General features: G+C 61.6%; 23 protein-coding genes. 13 read left to right on the top strand and 10 right to left on the bottom strand.

The genetic code is table 11. From position 1 onward, the window contains the following. Positions 1-14: 14 nt before the first annotated feature. The 5 genes from NH195_RS01825 to ggpS all read left to right on the top strand — a co-directional run bounded on the left by NH195_RS01825 (position 15) and on the right by ggpS (position 6649). Positions 15-1145, top strand: coding sequence for an S-(hydroxymethyl)glutathione dehydrogenase/class III alcohol dehydrogenase (locus NH195_RS01825; RefSeq protein ID WP_066703712.1), 1131 nt, complete (start codon positions 15-17; stop codon positions 1143-1145). Positions 1146-1421: 276 nt separating this feature from the next. Beyond that, positions 1422-2867, top strand: coding sequence for an aldehyde dehydrogenase (locus tag NH195_RS01820; protein ID WP_066702166.1), 1446 nt, complete (start codon positions 1422-1424; stop codon positions 2865-2867). 384 nt (positions 2868-3251) lie between these two features. Further along, on the top strand, positions 3252-4358 hold the full coding sequence (locus NH195_RS01815) for an NAD(P)H-dependent glycerol-3-phosphate dehydrogenase (protein WP_066702163.1): 1107 nt from the start codon (positions 3252-3254) through the stop codon (positions 4356-4358). A gap of 2 nt (positions 4359-4360) precedes the next feature. Further along, the gene (locus NH195_RS01810; RefSeq protein ID WP_066702160.1) at positions 4361-5143 is read left to right on the top strand and encodes an HAD family hydrolase; all 783 of its coding nucleotides are present in this window, start codon (positions 4361-4363) and stop codon (positions 5141-5143) included. 3 nt (positions 5144-5146) lie between these two features. Beyond that, the gene (gene ggpS / locus NH195_RS01805) at positions 5147-6649 is read left to right on the top strand and encodes a glucosylglycerol-phosphate synthase (RefSeq protein ID WP_066702157.1); all 1503 of its coding nucleotides are present in this window, start codon (positions 5147-5149) and stop codon (positions 6647-6649) included. 41 nt (positions 6650-6690) lie between these two features. Here the strand turns inward: ggpS and NH195_RS01800 are convergent, their stop codons facing one another. The 4 genes from NH195_RS01800 to NH195_RS01785 all read right to left on the bottom strand — a co-directional run bounded on the left by NH195_RS01800 (position 6691) and on the right by NH195_RS01785 (position 10969). After that, positions 6691-7464, bottom strand: coding sequence for a class II aldolase/adducin family protein (locus NH195_RS01800; RefSeq protein ID WP_198403442.1), 774 nt, complete (start codon positions 7462-7464; stop codon positions 6691-6693). Between the two features lie 3 nt (positions 7465-7467). Next, positions 7468-8496, bottom strand: coding sequence for a ketopantoate reductase family protein (locus tag NH195_RS01795; protein WP_066702153.1), 1029 nt, complete (start codon positions 8494-8496; stop codon positions 7468-7470). 109 nt (positions 8497-8605) lie between these two features. Beyond that, a complete protein-coding gene (locus tag NH195_RS01790; RefSeq protein ID WP_066702151.1) occupies positions 8606-9616 on the bottom strand; it encodes a TRAP transporter substrate-binding protein in 1011 nt (336 codons plus the stop codon). Positions 9617-9985: 369 nt separating this feature from the next. Further along, positions 9986-10969, bottom strand: a complete 984-nt coding sequence (locus NH195_RS01785; RefSeq protein WP_066702148.1) for a TauD/TfdA family dioxygenase — start codon at positions 10967-10969, stop codon at positions 9986-9988. 302 nt (positions 10970-11271) lie between these two features. Between NH195_RS01785 and NH195_RS01780 the strand changes: the two genes are divergently transcribed. After that, positions 11272-11874 carry a TetR/AcrR family transcriptional regulator gene (locus tag NH195_RS01780; protein WP_162265842.1) on the top strand — a complete coding sequence of 201 codons (603 nt, stop codon included), beginning with the start codon at positions 11272-11274 and terminating at the stop codon, positions 11872-11874. Between the two features lie 3 nt (positions 11875-11877). Here the strand turns inward: NH195_RS01780 and NH195_RS01775 are convergent, their stop codons facing one another. From NH195_RS01775 to NH195_RS01755, 5 genes are all read right to left on the bottom strand, one after another. Further along, positions 11878-12873 carry an endonuclease/exonuclease/phosphatase family protein gene (locus NH195_RS01775; RefSeq protein ID WP_066702143.1) on the bottom strand — a complete coding sequence of 332 codons (996 nt, stop codon included), beginning with the start codon at positions 12871-12873 and terminating at the stop codon, positions 11878-11880. Further along, positions 12870-13961 (bottom strand): ABC transporter ATP-binding protein, encoded by a 1092-nt coding sequence (locus NH195_RS01770; protein WP_066702141.1) that lies wholly within the window; start codon positions 13959-13961, stop codon positions 12870-12872. The genes NH195_RS01775 and NH195_RS01770 overlap by 4 nt, the downstream gene beginning before the upstream one ends. Positions 13962-13972: 11 nt before the next feature. Continuing rightward, complete coding sequence (locus NH195_RS01765) at positions 13973-14869, bottom strand: ABC transporter permease subunit (protein ID WP_066702139.1); 897 nt, start codon at positions 14867-14869, stop codon at positions 13973-13975. Between the two features lie 9 nt (positions 14870-14878). Beyond that, complete coding sequence (locus tag NH195_RS01760) at positions 14879-15760, bottom strand: ABC transporter permease subunit (RefSeq protein WP_066702137.1); 882 nt, start codon at positions 15758-15760, stop codon at positions 14879-14881. Between the two features lie 70 nt (positions 15761-15830). Then, positions 15831-17135: an extracellular solute-binding protein gene (locus NH195_RS01755; RefSeq protein ID WP_202906475.1), complete on the bottom strand. Its 1305-nt coding sequence runs from the start codon at positions 17133-17135 to the stop codon at positions 15831-15833. A gap of 454 nt (positions 17136-17589) precedes the next feature. On the opposite strand from NH195_RS01755, the gene NH195_RS01750 reads away from it, so the two are divergent. Further along, positions 17590-18540, top strand: coding sequence for an isopenicillin N synthase family dioxygenase (locus NH195_RS01750; protein ID WP_066702134.1), 951 nt, complete (start codon positions 17590-17592; stop codon positions 18538-18540). 52 nt (positions 18541-18592) lie between these two features. Continuing rightward, positions 18593-18838 (top strand): sulfurtransferase TusA family protein, encoded by a 246-nt coding sequence (locus NH195_RS01745; RefSeq protein WP_238379675.1) that lies wholly within the window; start codon positions 18593-18595, stop codon positions 18836-18838. Here the strand turns inward: NH195_RS01745 and mobA are convergent, their stop codons facing one another. Then, positions 18839-19450, bottom strand: a complete 612-nt coding sequence (gene mobA / locus NH195_RS01740; RefSeq protein ID WP_066702133.1) for a molybdenum cofactor guanylyltransferase MobA — start codon at positions 19448-19450, stop codon at positions 18839-18841. A gap of 76 nt (positions 19451-19526) precedes the next feature. Between mobA and NH195_RS01735 the strand changes: the two genes are divergently transcribed. From NH195_RS01735 to NH195_RS01715, 5 genes are all read left to right on the top strand, one after another. Continuing rightward, on the top strand, positions 19527-20024 hold the full coding sequence (locus NH195_RS01735; RefSeq protein ID WP_066702131.1) for a DUF2478 domain-containing protein: 498 nt from the start codon (positions 19527-19529) through the stop codon (positions 20022-20024). A 124-nt stretch (positions 20025-20148) separates the two neighbouring features. Next, entirely contained in the window at positions 20149-20733 is a 585-nt protein-coding gene (locus tag NH195_RS01730) for an ANTAR domain-containing response regulator (RefSeq protein ID WP_066702128.1), read from the top strand. Further along, complete coding sequence (locus NH195_RS01725) at positions 20730-21905, top strand: CmpA/NrtA family ABC transporter substrate-binding protein (protein WP_066702125.1); 1176 nt, start codon at positions 20730-20732, stop codon at positions 21903-21905. Before NH195_RS01730 ends, NH195_RS01725 begins: the two co-directional genes overlap by 4 nt. 243 nt (positions 21906-22148) lie before the next feature. Next, on the top strand, positions 22149-23516 hold the full coding sequence (locus tag NH195_RS01720; protein WP_066702122.1) for a CmpA/NrtA family ABC transporter substrate-binding protein: 1368 nt from the start codon (positions 22149-22151) through the stop codon (positions 23514-23516). Positions 23517-23593: 77 nt separating this feature from the next. Next, positions 23594-24697: an ABC transporter permease gene (locus NH195_RS01715; protein WP_066702119.1), complete on the top strand. Its 1104-nt coding sequence runs from the start codon at positions 23594-23596 to the stop codon at positions 24695-24697. Positions 24698-24700 lie beyond the last annotated feature (3 nt).

Raw genomic sequence — 24700 nt, 5'->3', positions numbered from 1 at the left:
AAGAGGACGCGTTTATGAGAACGAAAGCCGCGGTTGCGCTTGAGGCCGGGAAACCGCTCGAGATAATGGAAGTGAACCTCGAAGGCCCGAAGAAGGGCGAGGTTCTGATCGAGATCAAGGCCACGGGTCTGTGTCACACGGACGAGTTCACCCGGTCGGGCGCCGATCCGGAGGGCATCTTCCCCTGCATCCTCGGCCACGAGGGCGCGGGCGTCGTGCTGGAGGTTGGCGAAGGCGTTACCACGCTGAAACCGGGCGATCACGTCATTCCGCTTTACACGCCCGAGTGCCGCGAATGCCCGTCCTGCCTCTCCGGCAAGACCAACCTCTGCACCGCGATCCGCAATACTCAGGGTCAGGGGCTGATGCCCGATGGCACCACGCGGTTTTCGATGCTCGACGGCACGCCGGTCTACCACTACATGGGCTGCTCGACCTTCGCGAACCACACCGTCATGCCGGAGATTGCATTGGCCAAGGTGCGTGACGACGCGCCCTTCGACAAGATCTGCTACATCGGCTGCGGCGTGACCACCGGCATCGGTGCTGTGATCAACACCGCGGGCGTCGAGATCGGCGCGACCGCCGCCGTCTTCGGTCTCGGCGGCATCGGTCTGAACGTGATCCAGGGCCTGCGCATGGCCGGGGCCGACATGATCATCGGTGTCGACCTGAACGATGACAAAGAGGAGATGGCCCGCAAATTCGGCCTGACCCATTTCATCAATCCGACGAAAATCGAAGGCACCGTGGTCGAGGAAATCGTCAACCTGACCAAACGTGGCGCGGATCAGATCGGCGGCGTGGACTATTCCTTCGATGCGACCGGCAACGTCAAGGTGATGCGCGACGCGCTGGAATGTTCGCACCGGGGCTGGGGCGTGTCCGTGGTGATCGGCGTGGCGCCGTCGGGGGCGGAGATTTCCACGCGTCCGTTCCAGTTGGTCACGGGCCGCGTCTGGAAAGGCACGGCGTTCGGCGGCGCGAAAGGCCGCACCGATGTGCCGAAATTCGTCGACTGGTACATGGACGGCAAGATCGAGATCGACCCGATGATCACGCACAAGCTGAAGCTTGAAGAGATCAACCACGGGTTCGATCTCATGCATGAGGGCAAGTCGATCCGCGCTGTCGTCGAGTTTTAAACGCTCAGCGGCAAACGGGCCCCTCCCTCGGGCGTCATGTGAGACGGTCATGGGGAGGGACGCGCGGTGAATATGAAAAACATGGCCACAGCCGGCTTGGGCCGCGCTGTGGACCAACGCGTTTGCACGTGCTGGACACGTCTTGCCGCAATTCCATTTGTGCGTGTCGATGTTATGAATGCCGCGCTTCTGGCCTGTGATACTTCTGAGCATGGCGCAACGTCGATGCACGCCCCGACCGGGGCAGCGCAAATGGAGTGAAGAGAGGAGAATTCGATGAGTCTGAATCTGTTGATCGGAGGTGCAGATGTCCCGTCCGAAGGGGCGCGCACGTATGAACGTATGGACCCGGTGACGGGGGATGTGGCGACGGTGGCCGCCGCCGCCTCTGTCGGGGACGCGCTCAAGGCCGTGTCCAGCGCGCAGGCGGCCTTTGCCGAATGGTCGGCGATGGGGCCGGAGGTGCGTCGCGCGGTTCTGGTCGAGGCCGGGGACATCATGGAGGCCCGCGCGGATGCGTTTGTCGACGCGATGGTGAGGGAGACCGGCGCGACGGCGATCTGGGCCGGGTTCAACGTGCATCTCGCCGCCGGCATGCTGCGCGAAGCGGGCGCGATGACGACGCAGATCGGCGGCGAGGTGATCCCGTCGAACAAACCGGGCACACTGGCGATGGCGGTCGCGAAACCGCGTGGCGTTTGCCTCGGGATCGCACCGTGGAACGCGCCGGTGATCCTGGGCACGCGGGCGGTGGCGACTGCTCTGGCCTGTGGCAATACGGTTGTGCTCAAGTCCTCCGAGATGTGCCCGAAAGTGCATCGTCTGATCGGCGAATGCCTTGTGGAAGCGGGGCTTCCGGCAGGCGCGATCAATGTGATTTCCAACGCGCCGGAGGACGCCGCGAAGGTGGTCAAGGCTCTGATCGAGGCGCCCGAAGTGCGTCACGTCAACTTCACTGGCTCGACCGGTGTGGGACGCATTATTGGCCGTCTGGCGGGCGAAAACCTCAAACCAGCGCTTCTTGAGCTGGGCGGCAAAGCGCCGTTCGTGGTACTGGAAGATGCCGATCTCGAGGGCGCTGTGAACGCGGCGATCTTTGGCTCGTTCATGAACCAGGGCCAGATCTGCATGTCGACCGAACGCATCATCGTGGTCGAGGCCGTGGCCGACGCGTTCATCGAAAAACTCGCCGCCAAGGCCGCGAGCCTGCCCTATGGCAACCCGCGCGAGAAGGTCGTTTTGGGCTCTCTGGTGACGGAAGCGGCGGCGGAAAAGATGGATGCGCTGATTGCGGACGCGACCTCGAAAGGCGCGAAACTCGTGGCCGGTGGTGCGCGGGACGGCGCGATCCACTCGGCTACACTTCTTGATGGTGTGACCTCCGACATGCGCATCTATGGCGAGGAAAGCTTTGGGCCGGTGAAGTCCATCATCCGGGTGAAGGACGCGGACGAGGCCATCGCGGTCGCCAACGACACCGAATACGGGCTGTCGGCGGCAGTGTTCTCGCAGGACATCACCAAGGCGATGGACGCCGCCAACCGCATCCAGAGCGGCATCTGTCACATCAACGGGCCGACGGTGTCGGACGAGCCGCAAATGCCGTTCGGCGGCGTGAAGGACTCCGGCTTCGGTCGCTTCGGCGGCAAGCTTGGGATCGCGGAATTCACCGTCACGCGCTGGATCACCATTGAGGATCCAAAGCAGCACTATCCGTTCTGAGCCTTTTCCAAGAGGCGAAAGCGCAGAAGACGGCAGGTATATCCTGACCGTCTTTTCTGCGCTGCATCGGTGCTATCAAAAAAATTACAATTTAAACAATGTCTTGCTGCGATGCGGCCCCCGAACGGTTGAAATTTTCACGCATCCGTGTAGGTTATGATGCAGGGTCCACGCGGCGGACCTGCTCGGTTTCGATGGCCTTCCAAGAAGCTTTCCGACCGACCCGCATTGCGCGACACCGGATCTGATTTCGGGCTCATGCCTGTTTCTCCGGCCTGTCTTTGCCCCTTGCCGCGCGGTCTGTGACGGACGGGTGGGGCGCGCCGAGATTTGAAGAGAAGACCTGAGTAAGAGCACCCGAAGGAGCTCCCGATCAAGGATTCAATGCCCTATACCCCGCCGCAGCCCCTGCGCCGCCTCACCGTTCTCGGTGCCGGTAGCTGGGGCACTGCGCTCGCCTCCGTTCTGGGCCGAAACGGTCACGATGTCCGCCTCTGGGCACGTCGTCCCGCTCTGGCCGAACGGATCACTGCAACCTCCCGGAATGACGATTACCTTGCGGATGTGGACCTTCCCGGTGGGCTCATCGCGACCTCCGACTTGAACGCCGCGCTGACCGGGACCGAAGCGGTTCTGATGGTCACCCCTTCGGCGACATTGCGCGCCATGTGTCAGGCGATCAAGCCGCACCTGCCCGAAGCCGTGCCGATTGCGCTGGCCTGCAAGGGCGTCGAGCGGCGCAGCGGTTATCTGCTGTCCGAGGTCGTGTCAGAGGAATTGCCCGGCCATCCGGTCGGTGCGGTGTCCGGACCCACCTTTGCCCGCGAAACCGCCCTCGACCATCCGACGGCGGCCACGGTGGCTTTTCCGTTTTCCTATCGGGACCGTCTTGCGCCGGAGAAAAGCCCGGCGGCGCGGCTGGCCCTCTCGCTCTCCGGCGGCGGGTTCCGGCCCTACGTGTCCGACGATCTGGTCGGTGTCGAGGTTGGCGGCGCGGTCAAGAATGTGATTGCCATTGCCTGTGGCATGATGTCGGGCGCGGGCTTTGCCGAAAACACCCGCGCGGCGCTGATCACGCGGGGCATCGACGAGATGAAGCTTCTGGCGCAGGCGCTGGGCGGCAGGCGTGAGACCGTCACCGGGCTTTCCGGCGCGGGTGATCTGACCCTGACCTGTAGCTCCACCACCTCGCGCAATATGTCGCTGGGGTATCAACTGGGGCAGGGCACGCCGCGCCCGTCCTGTTTCGAAGGGCGGTCCGTGGTGGTCGAGGGCGAGGTGAACGCGGTCTCCGTCACCGATCTGGCGCATCGCATCGGGGTGCCGATGCCGATCTGCGAGACGGTGAACGCCGTGCTACACAAAGGCGCCGATCTGCAAGAGGCGTTCAATGCGCTCTGGACCCGTCCGATCGAGGCCGAACCCTATGCGCTCGATCTCTCGCTCGCGCATCCTTCGCCCGACCTTCCATTGCAATTCGGAGTGAACTGAAAATGAATGTTCATGTTTCCCCGCGCCCGGCCATCGCCGCGCGCCGCTTTACCCTTGCGACCGATCTCGATGGCACGTTTCTCGGTGGAACGGACGCCGAGCGGACCACGCTCTACGACTGGATCGAAGCCAATCGCGACACCGTGGGGTTGATCTTCGTGACCGGACGCGATCCCGAGTTCATAATGGAGATGTGTCGCGAATGCGGCCTGCCATGGCCTGAATATGTCGTGGGCGATGTCGGCACCACGATTGCCCATGTGCGCGAGGATGGCCATGTGGAACCGATCCCGGCGCTCGAAGAAGATATTGCCGCACGCTGGAACGACGCCGGGCCGCGGGTGCGCGATGCGCTCGACGGATTGCCGGGGCTGAAGCTGCAACCGACCGCGTTTCGCTATCGCGTGAGTTACGATCTGACACCCCTCAAATATGACAACGTGGCCGAAGCGCGGGTGGAGGAGATGGGGCTCGACTGGCTCATTTCCGACAATCGCTATTTCGATGTTCTGCCGAAAGGCATCTCAAAGGGACCGTCGATCAAACGTCTGATCGCGCATCTGGGCATCCCGGAGGCGCGTGTGCTCTGCGCGGGCGATACGCTCAACGACTTTTCCATGCTTGCAAGCGGTCTGCCCGCTGTCGCTGTGGGCAATTCCGAAACTGCGCTCAAATCGCGGCTCGAAGGTCAGGGGACGGTCTACCATGCCAGTGCGCATGGCGCCGCCGGGATCCTTGAGGCCATCGCCGCACTCGATCTTCATGAGACACCGAAAGGAGACTGACCCATGCCGTCCGATCTGGTGATCGTTTACCACCGCCAGCCCTACGAAGAAGTCGAGGTGAATGGCAAAATAGAATATCGCGAAAACAAGAGCCCCAATGGCATCGTTCCGACGCTCAAGAGTTTCTTCGGCCGGTTCGACAAGGGGGCGTGGATCGCGTGGAAGCATGCCGAAGACCCGGCGAAGCCTGAATTCGAACGTGTGATCGAGATTGACGACGCCTATGGCAAATACACCGTCTCGCGCCTGCCTCTGACGCCGGAACAGGTGACGAGTTTCTATCATGTGTCGTCGAAAGAGGCATTCTGGCCTATCCTGCATGGTTTCAAGGAGCGCTACAATTACGACCCGGTCGACTGGCCGACCTTTCGCGAGGTGAACTGGGCCTTTGCCGAGGCCGCAGCCGCCGAGGCCGCGCCGGGGGCTGTCGTGTGGATTCACGATTACAACCTGTGGCTCGTGCCCGGTTATCTGCGGACGCTGCGTCCGGATGTGAAGATCAGCTTTTTCCATCACACACCGTTCCCGAGCGCCGATATTTTCAACGTGCTGCCGTGGCGCAAGGAGATTTTGGAGAGCCTTCTGGCCTGCGATGTCGTGGGGTTCCACATCCCGCGTTACGTGAACAATTTCGTCTCTGCGGCGCGCTCGCTTCTCGAAGTCGAGACGCTCAAACGCGAAAAGGTGAAGCCGGAACTGGCCGCCGAAACTTCGGCGCTTTCCGAGCAATCCGTGGTCACCGAGATCGGCTATGAGGACCGCACCATCCGGCTTCAGGCCAGCCCCGTCGGCGTCGATGTGTCCTACATCGAAGAGGTCGCCGCACGCGAGGAAACCGCCCGTAAGGTCAAAGCGATCAATTCCGAGCTGGGGGGGGCGAAACTGATCCTCTCCGTCGGACGCACCGATTACACCAAGGGCGGGATCGAGCAGCTCGAAAGTTTCGAACGGCTTCTTGAAGCCCGGCCCGATCTGCGCGGCAAGGTGCGGCTGATGCATGTGTCCGTGGCCGCGAATTCCAACATGACCGCTTACGAGGAAATCCAGCAGGCGCTGGAACAGCTCGCCGGGCGGATCAACGGGCGCTACGGGTCCTTTGACTGGCAACCTATTGCTCTGATCTCAAGGCCGGTGAAATTCACCGATCTCGTGGCCTATTATCGCGCAGCCGATGTTGCCTGGATTACGCCGCTGGCCGACGGGATGAACCTTGTGTGCAAGGAATTCTGTGCCGCGCGCACCGATGGCGACGGGGTGCTTGTCCTGTCGGAATTCGCGGGCGCTGCGGTCGAACTGGCCGCCGCCGTGCCGACCAATCCGTTCTCGCACAAGTCGATGGACGGGGCGATCCAGTTCGCACTGGATATGTCGCCTGAGGATCGCAAGGGCCGGATGAAGGCCAATCGCCAGATGGTCGTGAAACAGGACATCCGGTTCTGGGCGGAGGATCAGATGCAGGCTTTCGGATCGGGTGTCCTGCCCGCGCTGGCATCCCCGGCGGCATGAAAAGGAACGCTTTCGCTCCCCTTTTCCGCGACCTTGGATGATTACGCGAACTCGGGCCGCTCGCGTTTCATCTTGCGTACCATGGCATCGAACAGCAGCGTCGCGAATGCGGCGTTGTCCTTGAGGCGCTGGGCATCTGCGGCGCATTTTTCCTTGATCGCTTCCGGCAATTGCACATTCGGCCCGGGGATCGCCGCTGCCGCGCATTGGATTTCGGCGGCGCGCTGTACGGTCCACAAAAGGAAAAAGGTCAGTGGAATATCGGCTTCGCAGACCGCAATACCGTGGTTCCTGAGCACCAGAACGTGTTTGTCGCCGAGGGCTTCGAGCATGCGGTCGCGCTCTTCGTCGTAGATCGTGATGCCTTCGAAAGCGTGATAACCGACCCGACCGTAAAGCTGCGCGCCGTTGAAATTGTTATGGTCGATCATCGCTTCTTTCATCACGATGGCGGAGATCGGCGTGGTGTGCGTATGGGCGATACATCCCACATCCGGGCGGTGTTCGTGGATCACGCCATGAAGCGCAAAGCCAGCCGGGTTGGGCTTGTAGGGACTTTCGCGCTTGAGCTTGCCATCGACGCCGACGACCAGAAGATTCTCCGGTGTCACCTCGTCGTAATGCAGCCCCATCGGGTTCACCAGATAGGCATGTTCCTCGCCGGGGAGCCGCACGGAAATGTGGTTGAAGATCAGTTCAGTCCAGCCGAGATAGCTCACCAGATGATAGAAATCGGCAAGCTGGACGCGCAGCTCGGCTTCGGTCATGCCCGCCATGGGGCTTGCATCCTTGGTCACGGTCGAGGTTGTGTTCATGACTTATCCTTTCGGAGACGCGGTGTGGGTGAGAAGCCCGTCGAGTGCCGCAGGCAGGGCGGCCCCGGGCAGGGGGAGAATGGGATGGGTTTCGACCTCCGCGATCAGACCCGCGAGAAGCGGCATATCCATCCCGTCGCGACGTGAGAGCGCGAGAGGCGCGCGACAGATCGCATCCAGCTCGAGCGCCCGCCCGGCTTGCGCATCCTGAAGCATCGAGGTCGGGAACGATCCCGCGTCGATCATGAGATCGACCAGCCAGTCATTGCCGGGCAGATCGAACCCCCGGATGGTGGCCCAGTTGCGAAAATCGGTGGCAAGCCGTGTGGCGATCTCGCGCAGCAGCGGCGTCTGACCGACCTCTTCGAGCATCGCACCGCTCAGGGCGGTCAATGGGTTGGTGGCGAGGTTGGCGAGGAGTTTGACAAGCACCTTCTGGCGAATGTCCTCGCTCAGATCGGTGCGCACCCCGCCCGCTTCCAGCACCTCGATCAGAGCGTCGATGCGGGGTTTGTCCGCTCCTTCGGTGACTGGCCCGAGGCTCAGGGTCGGTGTGTTCGAGGACAGCGCGCGGCTTCCCTCCATCCGCACGGTCATCAGAAGCACGGCGCCCAGGATTTGTCTTGGGGACAGCAGTGCGGCGAGATCGCCCGCCGGGTCGAGATGGGGGATGTCGCCCATGTCATGGGGTGTTGCGAAGAACCAGAAGGGCAGGCCGTTGACCATCGGAATGACCAATGTGTCCGGTCCGATCCCCGCCGCGTTGTCGCGTACCGCGGCGGCAAGGCTTTGCGATTTCACACAGAGAAAGACCGCATCCATCGGTCGGGTCAATCTGGCCACCGTTTCGGGTCTGGCGTGGAGCACATCGCCCCGGTCATCCAGAGTGACGCCGCCCGTCCGGACCTCGGCAAGCCGTGCGCCACGGGCGACAAGATGCACTTGCGCGCCGGAGCGTGACAAAAGCGCCGCCATGGCGGTGCCGATATTGCCCGCGCCGATCACGGCGATGTCGAGGGGGTGCGTTGTCATGGTGTTTTGTTCGGTTGTGCAGACAAGCCTCGGCCATCCGCCCGAAAGGCGTTCGTGAGGCTGTTCCGCTGTGGGAGGAAGGGCCCGGTTCCCCGGACCCTGTTTCGGATTATTCCGCCGAGAGCTTGGCGATCTCGGAGAGCATCATTTCATAGGCCGCCGGGCCATCGACGCCGGTTTCCGACACTTGCGAGAGTTTCGCGTCGATGATCGGCTGAAGGTCTTCTTTCCACGCGGCCATCTGTTCCTCGGTTGCGGGGGTGACGGCAATCTTGCCTTCCATTGCCGCAAGCCCCGCCGCATCGACGCGGTCCCACATCTGGCCGGCCATGCGGGACAGATGCTCGCCGGTCACGCTGTCGATCGCCGCCTGCTGTTCGGGCGTCAGGCTGTCGTATTTCGCCTTGTTCATGACGATGTAGAAAGAGGTGTTGTAGAGTCCGCCGGGCACGGAGACGCCGATGTCGAGCTGCGGGATCAGGCCGAAGAAGCTGACCGATTCATAGGGGAACAGGATGCCGTCGGCGACCCCCTGGGACAAAAGTTCATAGGCTTTCGAAGATGGGCCTTCGACCGGCACGGCGCCGAGTTTCGTGGCGATCTCGTGCACGATGCCGCCGCCGACCCGGATTTTCTGCCCCTTCATCAGATCGACTGCCGTCGGATCGGTGTCTTTCAGGAAAATCTCGCCCGGGCCGTGAGTGAAAACCGCAAGCACCTTGACCTGATCGTATTCGCCCGCGTCCTTGAGCATCGCGTCCCAGGTGCGCCAATAGGCGACAGAGGTCACTTCGGCGCTGTCGCTCAGAAAGGGGATCTCGGCGATGTTGGTGGTCTTGAACCGGCCCGGCGTATAGCCCTGCACGGAGAAGGTGATGTCGGCCACGCCATTCACCGCGAAATCGAAATGCGCCCCCGGCGGCCCGAGCGGGGCGGGCAGGATATTGGCGACCACTTCGCCGCCGGTGGCCTCTGCGATTTCCTCGGTCATCGGCACGATCACTTCGGAGACGAGCGGGTGCGACGGCGGCAACCAGTTCGCGACTGTCAGCACGGTTTCGGCGAAAGACGGGCCTGCGAGCAGAAGCGACAGTGCGGTTGCGGGCAATAGGTGTTTCATGTGGTTTCCCTGATGCGTGTGTGTGCCCCGTCGTTGCAGGGCTTTTGACGTTCCGGTCTCTGTGGACGGAATTAAGTGAATATTACGACAGATGGGCTTCAGGGGAAGAGGGGATGTCACTCTGTGCTGTAATTTCCCAATCTGGCCGTTGTTCATACCCTGTCAGATCCGAAGTTTCTTCTTTACTTCATTGCATTGTGGAATTTCCCCTTTGGTGCCCAAATTTTCATCCGGGCTTTCCGGAAGCCCCTCGCCGGGCATGAGTGCGGCGTTTCAGGGTCTGTTCTGTGCTGCAATAACGGTATATTTCCTTTATTTGTGCCCCGCCAAAAGGACGGGGCACAGGTTTCACACCGCGCAGAGCGCCGCTTATGCGACCGCTTCCGGCAGCGGAAAACCGTTGCGTCCGGGAAATTCAGGGGCGAGTTTCCGGGCGTTCGGCATCTTCAGCCAGAGCCGCAACAACTTGCGCATCTTCTCCGGCTCGTCATGGTCGAGGAAGGCGTTGCGAGAGTGCAGTACGGCGTAATTGTTGGCGAATTGCAGATCGCCAGGCTCCAGCATCATGTCGAGCCGCAGCGCATCCGTGTCGATGATCGTATCGAACAGGTCCAGCGCCTCGATTTCGACTTTGGAAAGCGGTTGGTTCATGATCTCATGCCCGAGTTCGAGATATTGCCGCAGGTAACGACAGCTCAGCTTGCCCTCGTGAAAGCTGAAGATCGGTGACAGCGACGGGGTGTCCTCGCAGAGATGCGAAAAATACCAAGGACGATAGTAGAGCCCGAGGAATTCGCGGTACTCTTCAAGGATCACGTTGTAGATCGACGCAACGCTGATCAGACTGCTGAGGCCGCCCTCGCGTGCCTTGCGCACGGACAGAAGCCCGACCACGTCGGACGGATCGGAGTGATAGGGCAGGTAGAGGTTGGTCTCGTAGACACGGGTGTCCTTCTTATTAGCGTCGCCCACGGCCATCACTTTGCCGATCAGATCGCCGCGCGGGTTCTGGCCCACCGGCTCACCGAGATGCAGGCCGATGCCGAAATACAGCGTGTCGATCTCCACATCGCTGTAGTTCCCGATTGGCAACCCACGCAGCACGAGAAAACCGCGCCCATTTTCCAACTCGTCGGCACAGTGTGTCAGTTCCGCTTCGAGCGGGCCGAGGGGGAAATCCGCGCGGGTGAAATGTGGAAAAGACAGGCCCTTGTCCTTCAGGCCGGCGAGCGCGGCGTCGATTGCGGCGATTTGTTCCGCGCTCAGCATGTGAACCCAACTGTCGTCCCGGTCGAAATCCTGGGCGACCCAGGCCGCGGGCGTTGTGATTTTCTCTGTCAGAATGATGCTCATGTTCTGGTCCTTTCCAGCCTGTGCGTGTGCGGAATGTTCCGGGGCGGAGAGACGGTCGTCACCATGGCAGGAACAGACGGCGCAGCGTGCGCAGGACTGTGCGTTTCCATCCGTGTGGTTCATGTTGTCGAATCTCCGTACTAAGTGGTATAGACTTTTGCGGAGATGAAATTTGAGTCAATACCATTTGGTACAGACTTGCAAAATAATAATCTTCCGGTTGGATGGGCGTGGAAATTGCCCTAAAAACAGGCGAAAAGAGGCGCAAGCCCACTTCGCAGATCGCAACAGGGAGCAGTCAGATGACGGACTCAGGGAAGACGCGAAAGACCGGCTCCAACTCGGGACGGATGAAAGAAGACCGTTTAGGCAAGGAAGACTGGCTCGATGCGGGGCTGGCGATCCTCGGTCAGACCGGCCCCGGCGGTCTTCGGATTGATCAGGTCTGCAAGGCGATGAAGGTGACCAAGGGCAGCTTCTACTGGCACTTCCAGGATCGTCAGGATTTTCTCGACACGCTGTTCGCCTATTGGCGCGGGCGGGAGACCACCAGTCTGATCCAGCATGTCGAAGAGCGTTACACCCAGCCCGAAGAGCGCATCTGGCATGTCGCCGAATTCGTCACCCTGGGCGATTACGACATCGCCTCCGAGGTGGCGATGCGGCAATGGAGCCAGAGCGACGATACGGTGCGTGCGGGGTTGACCGAGGTCGATGCCGAACGACTGGAGTTCTTCACCCGCCAGTTCGCCGCCACGGGCTTCTCTCCGGAGGAAGCCCGGATGCGGGCGATTTCGATGTATTCCGTCACGCTGAGCTGTGGCTACATGTTCACCGGTGAGACGCCCGAGGCGTTGAAACAGCGGGTGCGGGCGAGCCTCGATCTTTTGCTCGCCCGGCCCTGACGCTCAGAGCGCGCCCCGTGCCCAGACGCAATCGTGATCCGCAAGCGGGCGGTTGTTGGTGTCGAGAGACGACAACACGCCCTTGTCGAGACAGCGCATCTCGCGCGCGGCGATCCAGTCGAGCTTCATCACCCGCTCCGGGTGTGGTGTGATCAAGGACGGACGCGTGGTCATGCCCTCGGCCGTGAAACCCCAGTCGTAACCGCGTGCTTCACCCAGTTCGAACAGGGTCTCGTCGCGATGGTCGAAGTGGGGCGGGATGTGGTTGCCGGTGTTCAGGTCGCCGCCGATCAGCACAGGCATCCCCGGCGCAAACTCATCGAGCGCGTCGAGCAGACTCTCGAATTGGGCCTGTCGATGTGCGGGGCCAGCATTGCTTTCCAGATGGGTGGAGACGACGCAAATCTCGCCCGCCTTTGTTGGGAGCACAGCGGCAATCGCCATCCGCCCGCCAAGGCGCGGCTGCTCCGGGTCGGCACCACTTTCCGTGGAAAACCAATGGCCGTGATCGTCGAGACGAATGAGCGTCACTTTGGAGAGGGGCACCTTGGACAGCACCGCATTGCCATGCCAGCCAAGTGCATTGAAATCGTCTTGGCAGAAATGCCGTTCGGTCGGCCCGCCCAGCCCCATCTCAAAAAATTCGACCCCGAAGGCGTAGGTCATGCCAAGCTCTGCGGCGACCTCTTCGGTGGTGTGGCGCTGGCCGGTGCGGGACATGCCGTGATCGACCTCGGACAAAAGGACGACATCGGGCGCAAGCGGCATGAGATGCGCGGCTGTGTCCTTGGGAAACAGGCACCGTTCGACATTCCACGCGGCGACGGTGAACTCAGAGGCCAGGGTGGTCTGTGTCGCCGTGCCGCCGATCTGCACGGCGTTCATGGCCAGCACATCGGCCATCATGTCGCGGTGGGCATCCGCCGTGCGTGGCGCGGCCAAAAGCGCCTCACGCTGGGCGTCGGTGACCGGGGGCAGGCTGTCCAAAAGCGAGATCATACGCGTTCTTCCATCCGGTCCTGCGCGAGGTTGAAGGCAAAGCCGCCATCCATGCGCGCGCCTGTTTCGGGGTGAAACAGGCAGAGGTTCTGCACCCGGCACGACAGGTGCAGGGGGCCGAGCGCGACCTGTTCTTCCTTGGCGAGATGCACGGTGAGGCGCTGGCCGTTGACCTGGCCGTGCAACAGACGATGCGCGCCCAACTCTTCGATCAATTCGACCTCCATCGCCAGCGGGCCGTGGCTGTCGATGATCAAATCCTCGGGCCGCAGACCCAGCGTCACCGGACCGCGCATCGACGAGGCCAGAGGCAGCTCCAGCCCGGCAAAGCTCAGGATTCCGTCCTGCATCTCGGCCGCCACAAGGTTCATCGGCGGCGCGCCCATGAAGGAGGCGACAAAGGTCGAGGCCGGGTTGTGGTAGATGTCGGACGGTGTGCCGATCTGTTCGATCCTGCCGCCGTTCAACACGATGATGCGGTCGGCCATGGTCATGGCTTCGACCTGATCGTGGGTGACGTAGATCGACGTCACACCAAGGCGACGTTGCAGGGCCTTGATCTCGATCCGCATCTGGTTGCGGAGTTTCGCGTCCAAATTCGACAGAGGCTCATCGAACAGAAACAGCGCCGGGTCACGCACGATGGCGCGGCCCATGGCGACGCGCTGACGCTGGCCGCCGGAGAGCTGCGCCGGTTTGCGGTCGAGGTATTCGGTGAGGTTGAGCATCTTCGCCGCTTCATCGACCTTTTGCGCGATCACGTCTTTCGGCGTTTTGCGGTTCTTGAGGCCGTAGGCGATGTTTTTGCGCACCGTCATATGCGGGTAGAGCGCGTAGTTCTGAAACACCATGGCGATGTCGCGATCCGCCGGGTCGAGCGTGTTGACCACGTTGTCGCCGATCGAGAGCGCGCCTTCGGTGATGTCCTCAAGCCCTGCGATCATGCGCAGGAGCGTGGATTTTCCGCAGCCCGAGGGACCGACCAAGACGACGAATTCGCCGTCCTTGATCTGAAAACTTGCAGGGGTGACGGCCTCGACGCCGTTCGGGTAGATTTTGCGGACGGAGTCCAAAGTGACCTGAGCCATTGAGTGTGTCCTTATTTGTCGGATTCCGTGAGGCCCTTGACGAACCAGCTCTGGAAGAAAATGACGATGGCGACGGGCGGCAGAACGGCGATGATCGCCAGCACATTCGCGCGTCCGTATTCGGGGATTTCATTGCCGCCCTGCAGCACCTGAACGATCCGCTTGATGCCGCGTACGAGGGTGTACATGCCTTCGTCCGTGGTGATCATCGTGGGCCAGAGATATTGGTTCCAGCCATAGACGAACATGATGATGAACATCGCGGCGATCATGGTCTGCGAGAGCGGCACGAGGATGTCGATGAAGAATTTCACCGGCCCTGCGCCGTCGATGCGGGCGGCTTCGACCAGCTCTTCGGGCACGGAGCGGAAGAACTGGCGGAAAAAGAACGTCGCGGTGGCGGAGGCAATGAGCGGCACGATGAGACCGGTGTAGGTGTTGAGAAGGCCCAGTTTTTGCGTGATCTCATAGGAGGGCAGAATGCGCACTTCGAGCGGCAACAAGAGCGTGGTGAAGATCAGCCAAAAGGCGAACGTCGCAAACCGCAGGCGGAAGTAGACGATGGCGTAAGCGGCCATCATGCCGATGACGATCTTGCCGATGGCAAAGCCAAGGCCGAGGATCAGCGAGTTCTTGAACATCGACAACCCGGTGTTCGCGCCGGAAAAGCCCGAGGCCTCGAACATCGCCTTGCGGAAATTGTCGTCGAGCTGATCGCCAAAGTAGAGGCCAGGCCCGTATTTCATCGTCTCGATATCGGGCGTCGAGGCGGTTTGCAGCATCACCAGAAGCGGAAAGAACATGATGAGCGCGCCGGTGATGAGCACCGCGTGGTCCACCAGAGTGGACCAGAGAAAACGACGGCGGGGGATGACCGGCGTGGCGGTGGAGAGGGAGATGTCAGCCATTGTCCTGCCTCACGTATAATGAATGCGTTTTTCGACCATGCGGAACTGGAACACGGTCAGCGCCAAAACCAACAGCATCAGAACCACCGATTGCGCCGACGATCCGCCAAGGTCATTGCCGCGGAAGCCGTCGATATAGACCTTGTAGACCAGCGTCATCGGATTGTTCGCGGGCTCGCCTTTCACCAGCGTGTCGATGACGCCGAAGGTGTCGAAGAGCGCGTAGGTGATGTTGATGATCAGGAGGAAAAAACCGGTGGGTGCCAAGAGCGGAAAGGTCACGTCCCAGAACCGGCCAGAGGCAGAGCGGTTGTCGATCAGGGCGGCTTCGCGCACGGATTTCGGAATGCTCTGGAGCCCGGAGAGGAAGAAGATGAAATTCACCGGCACCTGTTTCCAGACGGAGACGACCACCATGGCAAAGGCCGTATCGAAATAATCCGCCCGCAGGTTGAACTCCCAACCGAACATGCCGAATAGCTCCGTGAGCGGCCCCCAGCGCTGGTTGAACAGGATCAGCCCCATATAGCCCGCCACTGGCGGCGCGACCGCATAGACCCACATCAACAGTGTGCGATAGCTCTTCGCGCCCCGGATCACCTTATCCGCCTTCACCGCCAGCAACAGCGCCAGCGCCAGCGAGAAAAACGTCACCAAAACCGTGAACACCACGGTGAAGTTCGTCACTCTGAGATATTCGGCGGAGTCTGCCAGTGAACTGTAGTTTTCCAGCCCGACAAAGGTCTGCCCGAAGCCGAACGGGTCTTGCAGGTAGAAAGACGATTTTACCGCATAGGCGGCGGGCCAGTAGAAAAAGACGAGGATGATCGAAAGCTGCGGCACCAGAAGGAGGATCGGCAACCAGCGGGAGGCAAAGCCTGCGCGTTTCATGGGAGGGACCTTTCGCAAAAGCCTGACGGCCGCGAGGTCGCGGCCGCCAGAGATGTCTTGAAGACCGGAATTACCCTTGGGTCTTGGCGAAACGGGCGAGAAGCTCGTTGCCTTCTTTTTCGATCGTGGCCAGAGCGTCCTCGACGGTGGTCTCGCCGGAGAGCACACGACCCAGCTCACGGTTTTCCACGTCACGGATTTGGACGTAGAAGCCCATGCGGTAGCCACGGGTGTTTTCCCCAGCTTGCAGCATCAGCTGTTTCGGGCCAGTTTCAGCGGCCGGGAAACGGTCGTAGTGACCATCGGCTTTGGCCAGCTCGTAAGCGGCGGTGGTGACCGGAACGTAACCGGTTTCACGGTGCCACATGTATTGAACTTCCGGCGAGGTCAGGTAGCGGAAGAACTCGGCGGTCGCTTTGTTTTCTTCTGCGGATTTGCCGGACATCGCGAACAGAGCTGCGCCGCCGATGAAGGTCTGGTAGCCCTCGTCAGTGATCGACGCCCAGTAGGGGAGGTAGGCGGAGCCCCACTCGAAGGACATGCCTTTCGTGGTCAGGCCGCCGAAGTCACCCGAGGAGCCGATGTACATCGCGGCTTTGCCGTCTTCGAATTGCGCCTGGTTGTCGTCCCAACCGGTGCCGAAGAAGCCGAAATAGCCTTCGTCGAGCCATTCCTTGACCTTGGTGAAGTGCATTTTCATCTCGTCGGAGTTGACGAGGATCTGCGTGCCTTCAGCGCCGTCATAGCCATTGGCGTTGGTCGCAAACGGCAGGTTGTGACGGGAATGGAAGTTCTCGACGAATTCCCACGGCAGGTGCGTCTGCACGAGCGGGATGTAACCGGCCTCTTTGAGCTTCGGCGCGATCTCTTCGAATTCTTCGTAGGTGGTCGGTACTTCGACGCCAGCGGCGGCCAGCGCGTCGGCGTTGTAATACATCACCGGCGAGGAGGAGTTGAACGGCATGCCGATCATCTTGCCTTGGTTGTCGGCGTAGAAATACCGCACTCCCGGGATGTAGTCGTTGATGTCGAAATCGACGCCGTTCTCGGACAGCAAATCCTGCACCGGAACAGTCGCGCCTTGAGCACCGATCACGGTGGCGGAGCCGGCGTCAAACACCTGCATGATGTTCGGCTGTTCGCCCGCACGGAAGGCGGCGATGCCGGAGGTCAGGGTCTCTTCATAAGAGCCTTTGAACACCGGGGTGATCTTGTACTCGTCCTGCGAGGCGTTGAAACCTTCGGCGATCTTGTTGACGGTCTCGCCGAGGTTGCCGCCCATGGCGTGCCACCAGGTGATCTCGGTTTCCGCGAAAGCGGCGGTGCCTGCGAGGGCGAAAGCGGCGGCAGCCGCCGTGATCTTCATCGTGTTCATCTTACGTCTCCGGTCTGGACCCGATCCGGGCCTGTCATGGTGAGGCGCCCGCTGTCTGTGGCGCACGGTGCTTCCCCCTCATGGAGGAGGCGCAAGACATCGAAGGCCGGGCTGAGCCCAGGCCGGTCCTGCACAGGCGACCACATGCCGGGAGAGTGTGATGGTTCTGTGAAGGATTTTTTACCGTTATGACAAATTTTAGGTCGCAAGCCGTGCACGCTTCGGTGTGAACCTGTGCATAACTGCGACAGGCTGCCGCACCATGGATGCACCGGATTTGATCTTCTGGATGAAAAACAGCCCGTGCTTTGACCATTTTTAAATTTTCAAGCCGTTCTCCCTTGGGTTGTGCTCTCCGGGCGGGCATCGCGCATGTATCCTGAACCGACCCGATGATCGGCCTGCGGATCATTTGGGAGGAGGAGGCGCAGGTGACCATTCGAGAGATTTTCAAATGATACCTTTACTGGATTTTCGACTACAGGCCTCGGGCAAGGACCCGCTCGGATTTGCAAGACAGGTGGGGCAGGCCTGTCGTGACGAAGGCGTATTCCTGCTGTCCGAACACGGCATCCCGCGAGGACTTCTGCGCGAGGTGCTGAACGCATCCGAGAGTTTCTTTGCTCTGCCAGAGGCGGAGAAGGCGTCGCTCGACATCCGTCATTCGCCGATCAATCGCGGTTGGGCGGCCTCGGGTGTCGAAATGCTCGGTGGCGCGTCCGGAACGCCTTTGGCCAAGGAAAGTTTCAGCCTCGGGCTGGATCTCCCGGAGAGCGATCCGCGCGTGCAGGCAGGCGAGCCGTTCCGGGGGCCGAACCTCTGGCCGGAGGATGACATGTTTCGCGATGTCATGCGCGACTATTACAAGGAGATGCTGGGGCTCGGTCGCGCCCTGATGCGCGGCGTCGAGCGCGATCTCGATCTGCCGCAGGGGTTTTTCCAGCCGCATTTCACCGATCCGATGGCGACGCTGCGCCTGTCGCATTACCCCACCTGGCCACAGGGTATGCCCCCCGGAAATCAGCCGCAATTCGATTACGGGGCGCTCACGGTGGTGCTCACCGATGGCACGGGAGGAGTGCAATATCTGAGCCGATCCGGGCAGTGGCGCGATGTGCCGGAAATCCCTGGCGCGCTGCTTGTGCTGGTGGGGGAAGGGCTGATGCGCTGGACCAATGATCAATACCGTTCCCTGCCGCATCGCTTGTTGCCTCCGGTCCGGCCCCGGACGCTGGCGGCCTTCTATCTCGATCCGAATCCCGACAGCGTGATCGCGCCCCTGCCGCGCACCGAGGCCGCGCATTATCCGCCGGTTCAGGCGGCGGAGTATCTCAGGACGCGGCTCGAGGAGACCTATCTGTTTCCCGATCCGGCCCTGCGTCAGGCGCGTGGCCTGCGAGGCTGAGGGGCGTCGAAGACGTCTGGACAGACAGGCGGGGGCGCCCTAAGCCTCGGCCATGATGTCTGAGAATATGCCACATTGGGACGAAGAACTGGACGCGGTCGGGCTGATCTGTCCTTTGCCGGTGCTGAAGGCCCGCAAGCGCCTCTTGGCCATGGCGCCGGGGCAGATCTTGCTGCTTCTGGCCTCCGATCCGGCCGCGGTGATCGACGTGCCGCATTTCTGCAACGAGGCCGGGCATGACTATCTCGGCATGGAAGATTGCGGTGCGCGCCAGGCCTACCTGATCCGGCGCAAGTGATCAGACGCGGGCCAACATCTCTTCGGCCTGCGCCAGATCCTCGGCCGTGTTGATGTTGAAGAACAGTTCTGCGGGCGTGGGGCTCTCGAACAGAACCGGCACAGCGCCCTTGCTTTCCGCGAATTGCACCATGCGCCGCTGATGCCGGGCCAGCGCGACGCGCAGATCGTCGCGCAGGCTCACCGGCCAAAGCCCGAAGGTCGGATGCCAGCGCGTTTTGCCATCCTCTTCTGTGACCGCGATGCCAAACCCCTCGGGCCGGGACACCTGCGACAGGCGGGCGACAAGATCGGTCGGGAAGAACGGCGTGTCGGTGGCGACCGTCACGATCGCCTCGAAACCTTTCGTCGCCGCCCAGTCTAGCCCGGCGAGAACACCGGCCAGAGGCCCCTGCATTTGTGCCGTGGCGTCGGGGATGATCGGATAGCCGAATTCGGCATAGCGTTTCGGGTCGCCATTGGCACTGATCGCCAAAGTGGCGCATTGCGGCGCAAGCCGGTCGATGACCCTTTCGATCAGACGCGCGCCGCCGATCTCCACAAGACCTTTGTCGACCGTGCCGAGGCGGGTGCCTTCGCCACCTGCGAGAATGACGCCGGGATAGCTGCTCATCGGGGTCCCTCCATAGGGCTTTTGCTCTTGCCCGCCATTCTGTATGCCGGGGGCAGGGCAAATCAAGGGGCAGGCCATGCTCGGCTATGTGATGACGGAAGACCGTGGCGGTACGGATCGCCTGCTGGCGGAGCTTGCGGAAGGGTTCGAGGTCGAGGGGCGACGCGTGATCGGCGCGGTGCAGATCAACACCGAACTTCCCAATCAGATCAAATGCCGGATGGAGTTGCGTCTCTTGCCCGGCGGCGCGCGTGTGACGATTTCCCAGAGCCTCGGCGCCCTGGCCAAGGGCTGTCGCCTCGACCCGGACGGGCTGGAACGTGCCGTGCATCATGCCGAAACCGCGCTCGAGGCCGGTGCGGATCTTGTGGTGATCAACAAGTTCGGTAAGCAGGAGATCGAGGGGCGCGGTTTCCGCGACCTCATCGCCACGGCGCTGTCCGAAGGCATTCCGGTGCTGCTCGGCGTCAACACCAAGAATTTCGACGCGTTCCAGGCCTATGCGGGTGACTTCGCCGAACCGGTGGCACCGGAGCTTGCGGTGCTTCGGGAGTGGTGTCTCGGGAAAATGTGAATTGCCGGAAAATTCGCCGCGATGTTCTAAAAATTAGGCAAGGGCAGGTCTGTCTTCGGCTCCTCTCATGCCGCCCCGTGCGGGAATCGTTTACTTTCTTTCTGGCTTCCCACGATCTGACCGCATGAGTGCTCCCCTTTCCGTCATCGTCGTCGAAACCGACCGCACCCGCGCCCAACTGATCGTGGACAGCCTGCGCGCCGCCGGAGAATTCGACATTTCCGTCATCAACGACCCGAACGGGTTGGCGCGGCAGATTCAGGCGCGCAATCCCGACGTGGTCCTGATCGACATCGAAAATCCCTCGCGCGACACGATGGAGGAGCTGGCGCTGGCTTCCGGCCCGCTCGACCGTCCCGTCGCCATGTTCGTAGACAGCACCGACGAGGCGCTTTCGACCGCCGCGATCGAGGCCGGGGTGTCGGCTTATGTGGTCGACGGGTTGCAGGCCCAGAGGGTCAAACCGATCATGGATGCCGCCATCGTGCGGTTTCGCATGTTCCAGCGCATGCGCACGGAGCTGGCCGAGACCAAGAAGGCGCTTGAGGAGCGCAAGGTGATCGACCGGGCCAAGGGCATGCTGATGCGGGCCAGGGGGATCGGTGAGGACGAGGCCTATGCCCTGCTGCGCAAGGCGGCAATGGATCAGGGCAAGCGCGTGGCCGATGTGGCGCAGGCTCTGGTGACGGCGGCGGGGCTGCTGGGATGAGGGCGACAACACTCTCCGTCGGGTTCATTCCGCTGGTGGATGCCGCGCCGCTGATCGTGGCGCAGGAAATGGGCTTTGCCGCGGAAGAGGGCATTGCGCTTGATTTGAAACGTGCACCGTCGTGGTCCTCGGTGCGTGACATGCTGAGTTTCGGACAGGTCGAGGCCGCGCATATGTTGTCGCCCGTTCCGGTCGCGACCGCATTGGGGCTTGGCGGGAGCGGGGCGAAGCTGTCGGCCGTCGCCGTCCTGTCGATGAATGGCAATGTCATCGGTGTGTCGAACGCTCTCGCAGCGCGTCTGCGCGACGAGGGGCACGATTTTGCCTTCAAAGATGCACAGGCGGCGGGCCGGGCCCTGATCGGGGCAGTCAAGGGACGGCTGCGGATCGGGGTGCCCTTCCCGTTCTCCATGCACGCCGAACTCCTGTATTACTGGCTCTCCGCGCTGGGGCTTCCGGCACCGCAATCGGTGGACATCCGCACCGTGCCGCCGCCTCTGATGGCAGATGCCATGGCCACGGGCGAGATCGACGCTTTTTGCGTCGGCGAGCCCTGGGGCTCGAAAGCGGTGGACGAGGGTGTGGGGGAGCTGTTGCTGCCGGGCTCGGCGATCTGGTCCGCCGCGCCGGAAAAGGTGCTGGCGGTGCGTTCCGACTGGGCCGAACAGGAAACCGCGCTGATGGGGCGGCTCATCCGGGCCGTGTGGCGCGCCGGACGCTGGCTCGGTTCGCCCGACAGCCGGACACTTGCCTCTGAGCTTCTGAGCCGACCGGACTATCTCGATCTGCCCTCCGAGATGCTGGAACGCGCGCTGTCCGGCCAGATCGTCATCGCGCCGACCGGGGAAACCCGGCGGGTCGAGGGGTTTCTAGAGTTCTTCAACGGGGCCGCGACCTTCCCCTGGCGGTCGCAGGCAGAATGGATCGGCACTCAGCTTGCCGCCCGCACCGGGCTTGAACGGACGCAGGCACGCACTGTGGCGCGCGGGGTGTTCCGTTCCGATCTCTATCGACAGGCCTTGGCACAGACCTCCGCGGATTTGCCCGGGGCCTCGTCGAAACTCGAGGGGGCTCTGAGCGCGCCGACCCCGGTCGCCTCGGGAGCGGGGCATTTGATTCTGACGCGCAATCAGTTCTTCGATGGGCGCGTTTTTGATCCTTCTGGGGAGTGATGCACAAAATTTTCGCATTTTGATGCGGGTGCAGCATTTTTGCCTGGACGCATTTGTCAGGGTCTTTGCATCCGCAGCGCGATTCCCGGCATAACAAACTCATCGCTAGGCAACGATGCCGCGATACGAAATTTGTCCCGGAGATTCGGGACACAGAGCAAAGCCGCTCGATTGACCGCCCTTCTCCTCCCTGGCGGTCCATCGGCGGCTTTTTTGTATTTTCATCTTCACAGGGACACACGGATGAAAAAGCTTCTTCTCGGCCTCGCGGCCACGACGGCACTCGCAGCCCCAGGTTGGGCCGAGATGCTCGATCTGGAAAAGGACGAACTGACCTTCGGGTTCATCAAGCTGACGGACATGGCACCGCTCGCGGTGGCCTATGAGCAGGGCTTCTTCGATGACGAAGGTCTCTTCGTGACGCTCGAAGCGCAGGCCAACTGGAAAGTTCTGCTCGATGGCGTGATCGACGGCACACTGGATGGTGCGCATATGCTGGCGGGCCAGCCGCTTGCTGCGACCATCGGCTTCGGCACCGAAGCGCATATCATCACGCCGTTTTCCATGGATCTGAACGGCAACGGCATCACCGTGTCGAACGAGATCTGGGAAGAGATGAAGCCGAACATTCCCATGGGGGCCGATGGCAAGCCGGAGCATCCGATCTCCGCCGCAGCTCTCGCGCCGGTCGTCGAAAAATACAAAGCCGAAGGCAAGCCCTTCAACATGGGTATGGTTTTCCCGGTGTCGACCCACAACTACGAACTGCGCTACTGGCTGGCTGCCGGAGGTCTGCATCCGGGCTACTACTCGCCCGAGAACATCACCGGCCAGATCGGCGCCGATGTGTTCCTGTCCGTGACGCCCCCGCCGCAGATGCCCGCCACCTTGGAGGCCGGTACGATCTATGGCTACTGCGTGGGTGAGCCGTGGAACCAGCAGGCCGTGTTCAAGGGCATCGGTGTGCCGGTCATCACCGACTATGAGCTTTGGAAAAACAACCCGGAGAAAGTCTTCGGCATCACCGCCGAGTTCGCCGAGCAGTATCCGAACACCACGCTGGCCGTGACCAAGGCGCTGATCCGTGCCGCCATGTGGCTTGACGAGAACGACAACGCCAACCGTCAGGAAGCCGTCGAGATTCTGTCCCGCCCGGACTATGTGGGCGCCGATCCGGAAGTCATCGCGAACTCCATGACCGGCACGTTCGAGTACGAAAAAGGCGACAAGCGCGACGTTCCGGACTTCAACGTGTTCTTCCGCTACAATGCGACCTACCCGTTCTATTCCGACGCCGTCTGGTATCTGACCCAGATGCGTCGCTGGGGCCAAATCGCCGAAGCCAAGCCCGATAGCTGGTACGATGAAGTAGCGAAATCCGTCTACAAGCCGGAGGTCTACCTCGAAGCGGCCCGTCTTCTCGTGGACGAAGGTCTGGCGAATGAGGCCGACTTCCCCTGGGATAGCGATGGCTACAAAGCGCCGACGCCTGCTGCCGACATCATCGACGGCATCGCCTATGACGGCAAAGCGCCCAACGCCTATCTCGACAGCCTGCCGATCGGTCTGAAAGGCGAGCAAGTGGTCGTAGGGACGGAAGTCAAAGGCTAATCAACCTCTCCTGCGCGGGCGCAGCGCCGCTGTGCCCGCCTTTTTCAAAATACCCTGTCTTTCGTGAGGACGCCGCAATGACTGCTATCGACCCAAGTGACGAACGGGCGCTCGACGCCGAGGCCACAGCGAAAGCTCGTGCGGCCCGTCGCGCCAAACTCTTCACCCGGATCAACAAGGCCGACGCCTGGTTTCAGGTTCTGGGCCTCTCCTGGATGACGCCGATCCTCAAAGCGCTCGCCGGTGACAACCCGAAAGCGCAGGTCAAGGAAATCTGGAAGCTTCTCGGCGTTCCGGTTCTGGCCATCGTCGGCTTCCTGATGCTCTGGGGCGCTCTTGCACCGAAGGTTCAGACCTCTCTGGGCGCCATCCCCGGTCCCTCGGCGGTGTGGGAAGAGGCGGTGAACCTGCATCATGACGCCATTGCCAAGGCCGAGAAAAAGGCCGCGTTCCTTGAGCGCGTCGAGGCGCGCAACGCGAAATACATCGCGGCGGGGGAGATGGATAAGGTCAAGGACATCCCTTACACCGGCTCGCCGTCTTACTACGAACAAATCTGGACCTCGATCAAAACTGTGTTCTTCGGCTTCCTGATCGGGTCTGCCATTGCCATGCCGCTGGGCATTCTCGCCGGGCTTTCTCCTTACGCGAACGCCGCGATCAACCCGCTGGTGCAAATCTTCAAACCGGTCTCGCCGCTCGCCTGGCTGCCGATTGTGACCATGGTGGTTTCCGCGCTTTACACGACGAACGATGGCCTGTTCGCCAAGTCCTTCCTCGTCTCCGCGATCACCGTGACGCTCTGTTCGCTCTGGCCGACGCTGATCAACACCTCTCTGGGTGTGGCCTCCATCGACAAAGACCTCGTGTCGGTTTCCAAAGTGCTGAAAATGGGCACTTGGTCCAAGATCACCAAGCTCGTGCTGCCCTCCGCCCTGCCGCTGATCTTCACAGGTCTGCGTCTTAGCTTGGGTGTGGGCTGGATGGTGCTGATCGCCGCCGAGATGCTGGCGCAGAACCCCGGTCTTGGCAAATTCGTCTGGGACGAATTCCAGAACGGCTCCTCGCAATCCTTGGCAAAAATCATCGTCGCCGTGCTCACCATCGGCATCATCGGCTTCCTTCTGGACCGCGTGATGTATGCGCTGCAATCCCTCTTCACCTTCACGAACAACCGGTGATCG

Origin of the sequence: Celeribacter ethanolicus, assembly GCF_001550095.1 — a bacterium.
GTDB lineage: Bacteria > Pseudomonadota > Alphaproteobacteria > Rhodobacterales > Rhodobacteraceae > Celeribacter > Celeribacter ethanolicus.
Note: the sequence above shows the minus strand (reverse complement) of the source record. Positions and strands in the feature narration are given on the sequence as shown.

Coding starts and splice junctions, on each gene's coding strand:
- NH195_RS01755 (WP_202906475.1), bottom strand. CDS start 17,135: ATGAACACGATGAAGATCACGGCGGCTGCCGCCGCTTTCGCCCTCGCA.
- NH195_RS01825 (WP_066703712.1), top strand. CDS start 15: ATGAGAACGAAAGCCGCGGTTGCGCTTGAGGCCGGGAAACCGCTCGAG.
- NH195_RS01780 (WP_162265842.1), top strand. CDS start 11,272: ATGACGGACTCAGGGAAGACGCGAAAGACCGGCTCCAACTCGGGACGG.
- ggpS (WP_066702157.1), top strand. CDS start 5,147: ATGCCGTCCGATCTGGTGATCGTTTACCACCGCCAGCCCTACGAAGAA.
- NH195_RS01770 (WP_066702141.1), bottom strand. CDS start 13,961: ATGGCTCAGGTCACTTTGGACTCCGTCCGCAAAATCTACCCGAACGGC.
- NH195_RS01760 (WP_066702137.1), bottom strand. CDS start 15,760: ATGAAACGCGCAGGCTTTGCCTCCCGCTGGTTGCCGATCCTCCTTCTG.
- NH195_RS01800 (WP_198403442.1), bottom strand. CDS start 7,464: ATGAACACAACCTCGACCGTGACCAAGGATGCAAGCCCCATGGCGGGC.
- NH195_RS01715 (WP_066702119.1), top strand. CDS start 23,594: ATGACTGCTATCGACCCAAGTGACGAACGGGCGCTCGACGCCGAGGCC.
- NH195_RS01745 (WP_238379675.1), top strand. CDS start 18,593: ATGATGTCTGAGAATATGCCACATTGGGACGAAGAACTGGACGCGGTC.
- NH195_RS01795 (WP_066702153.1), bottom strand. CDS start 8,496: ATGACAACGCACCCCCTCGACATCGCCGTGATCGGCGCGGGCAATATC.
- NH195_RS01750 (WP_066702134.1), top strand. CDS start 17,590: ATGATACCTTTACTGGATTTTCGACTACAGGCCTCGGGCAAGGACCCG.
- mobA (WP_066702133.1), bottom strand. CDS start 19,450: ATGAGCAGCTATCCCGGCGTCATTCTCGCAGGTGGCGAAGGCACCCGC.
- NH195_RS01725 (WP_066702125.1), top strand. CDS start 20,730: ATGAGGGCGACAACACTCTCCGTCGGGTTCATTCCGCTGGTGGATGCC.
- NH195_RS01790 (WP_066702151.1), bottom strand. CDS start 9,616: ATGAAACACCTATTGCCCGCAACCGCACTGTCGCTTCTGCTCGCAGGC.
- NH195_RS01815 (WP_066702163.1), top strand. CDS start 3,252: ATGCCCTATACCCCGCCGCAGCCCCTGCGCCGCCTCACCGTTCTCGGT.
- NH195_RS01785 (WP_066702148.1), bottom strand. CDS start 10,969: ATGAGCATCATTCTGACAGAGAAAATCACAACGCCCGCGGCCTGGGTC.
- NH195_RS01820 (WP_066702166.1), top strand. CDS start 1,422: ATGAGTCTGAATCTGTTGATCGGAGGTGCAGATGTCCCGTCCGAAGGG.
- NH195_RS01765 (WP_066702139.1), bottom strand. CDS start 14,869: ATGGCTGACATCTCCCTCTCCACCGCCACGCCGGTCATCCCCCGCCGT.
- NH195_RS01810 (WP_066702160.1), top strand. CDS start 4,361: ATGAATGTTCATGTTTCCCCGCGCCCGGCCATCGCCGCGCGCCGCTTT.
- NH195_RS01720 (WP_066702122.1), top strand. CDS start 22,149: ATGAAAAAGCTTCTTCTCGGCCTCGCGGCCACGACGGCACTCGCAGCC.
- NH195_RS01735 (WP_066702131.1), top strand. CDS start 19,527: ATGCTCGGCTATGTGATGACGGAAGACCGTGGCGGTACGGATCGCCTG.
- NH195_RS01775 (WP_066702143.1), bottom strand. CDS start 12,873: ATGATCTCGCTTTTGGACAGCCTGCCCCCGGTCACCGACGCCCAGCGT.
- NH195_RS01730 (WP_066702128.1), top strand. CDS start 20,149: ATGAGTGCTCCCCTTTCCGTCATCGTCGTCGAAACCGACCGCACCCGC.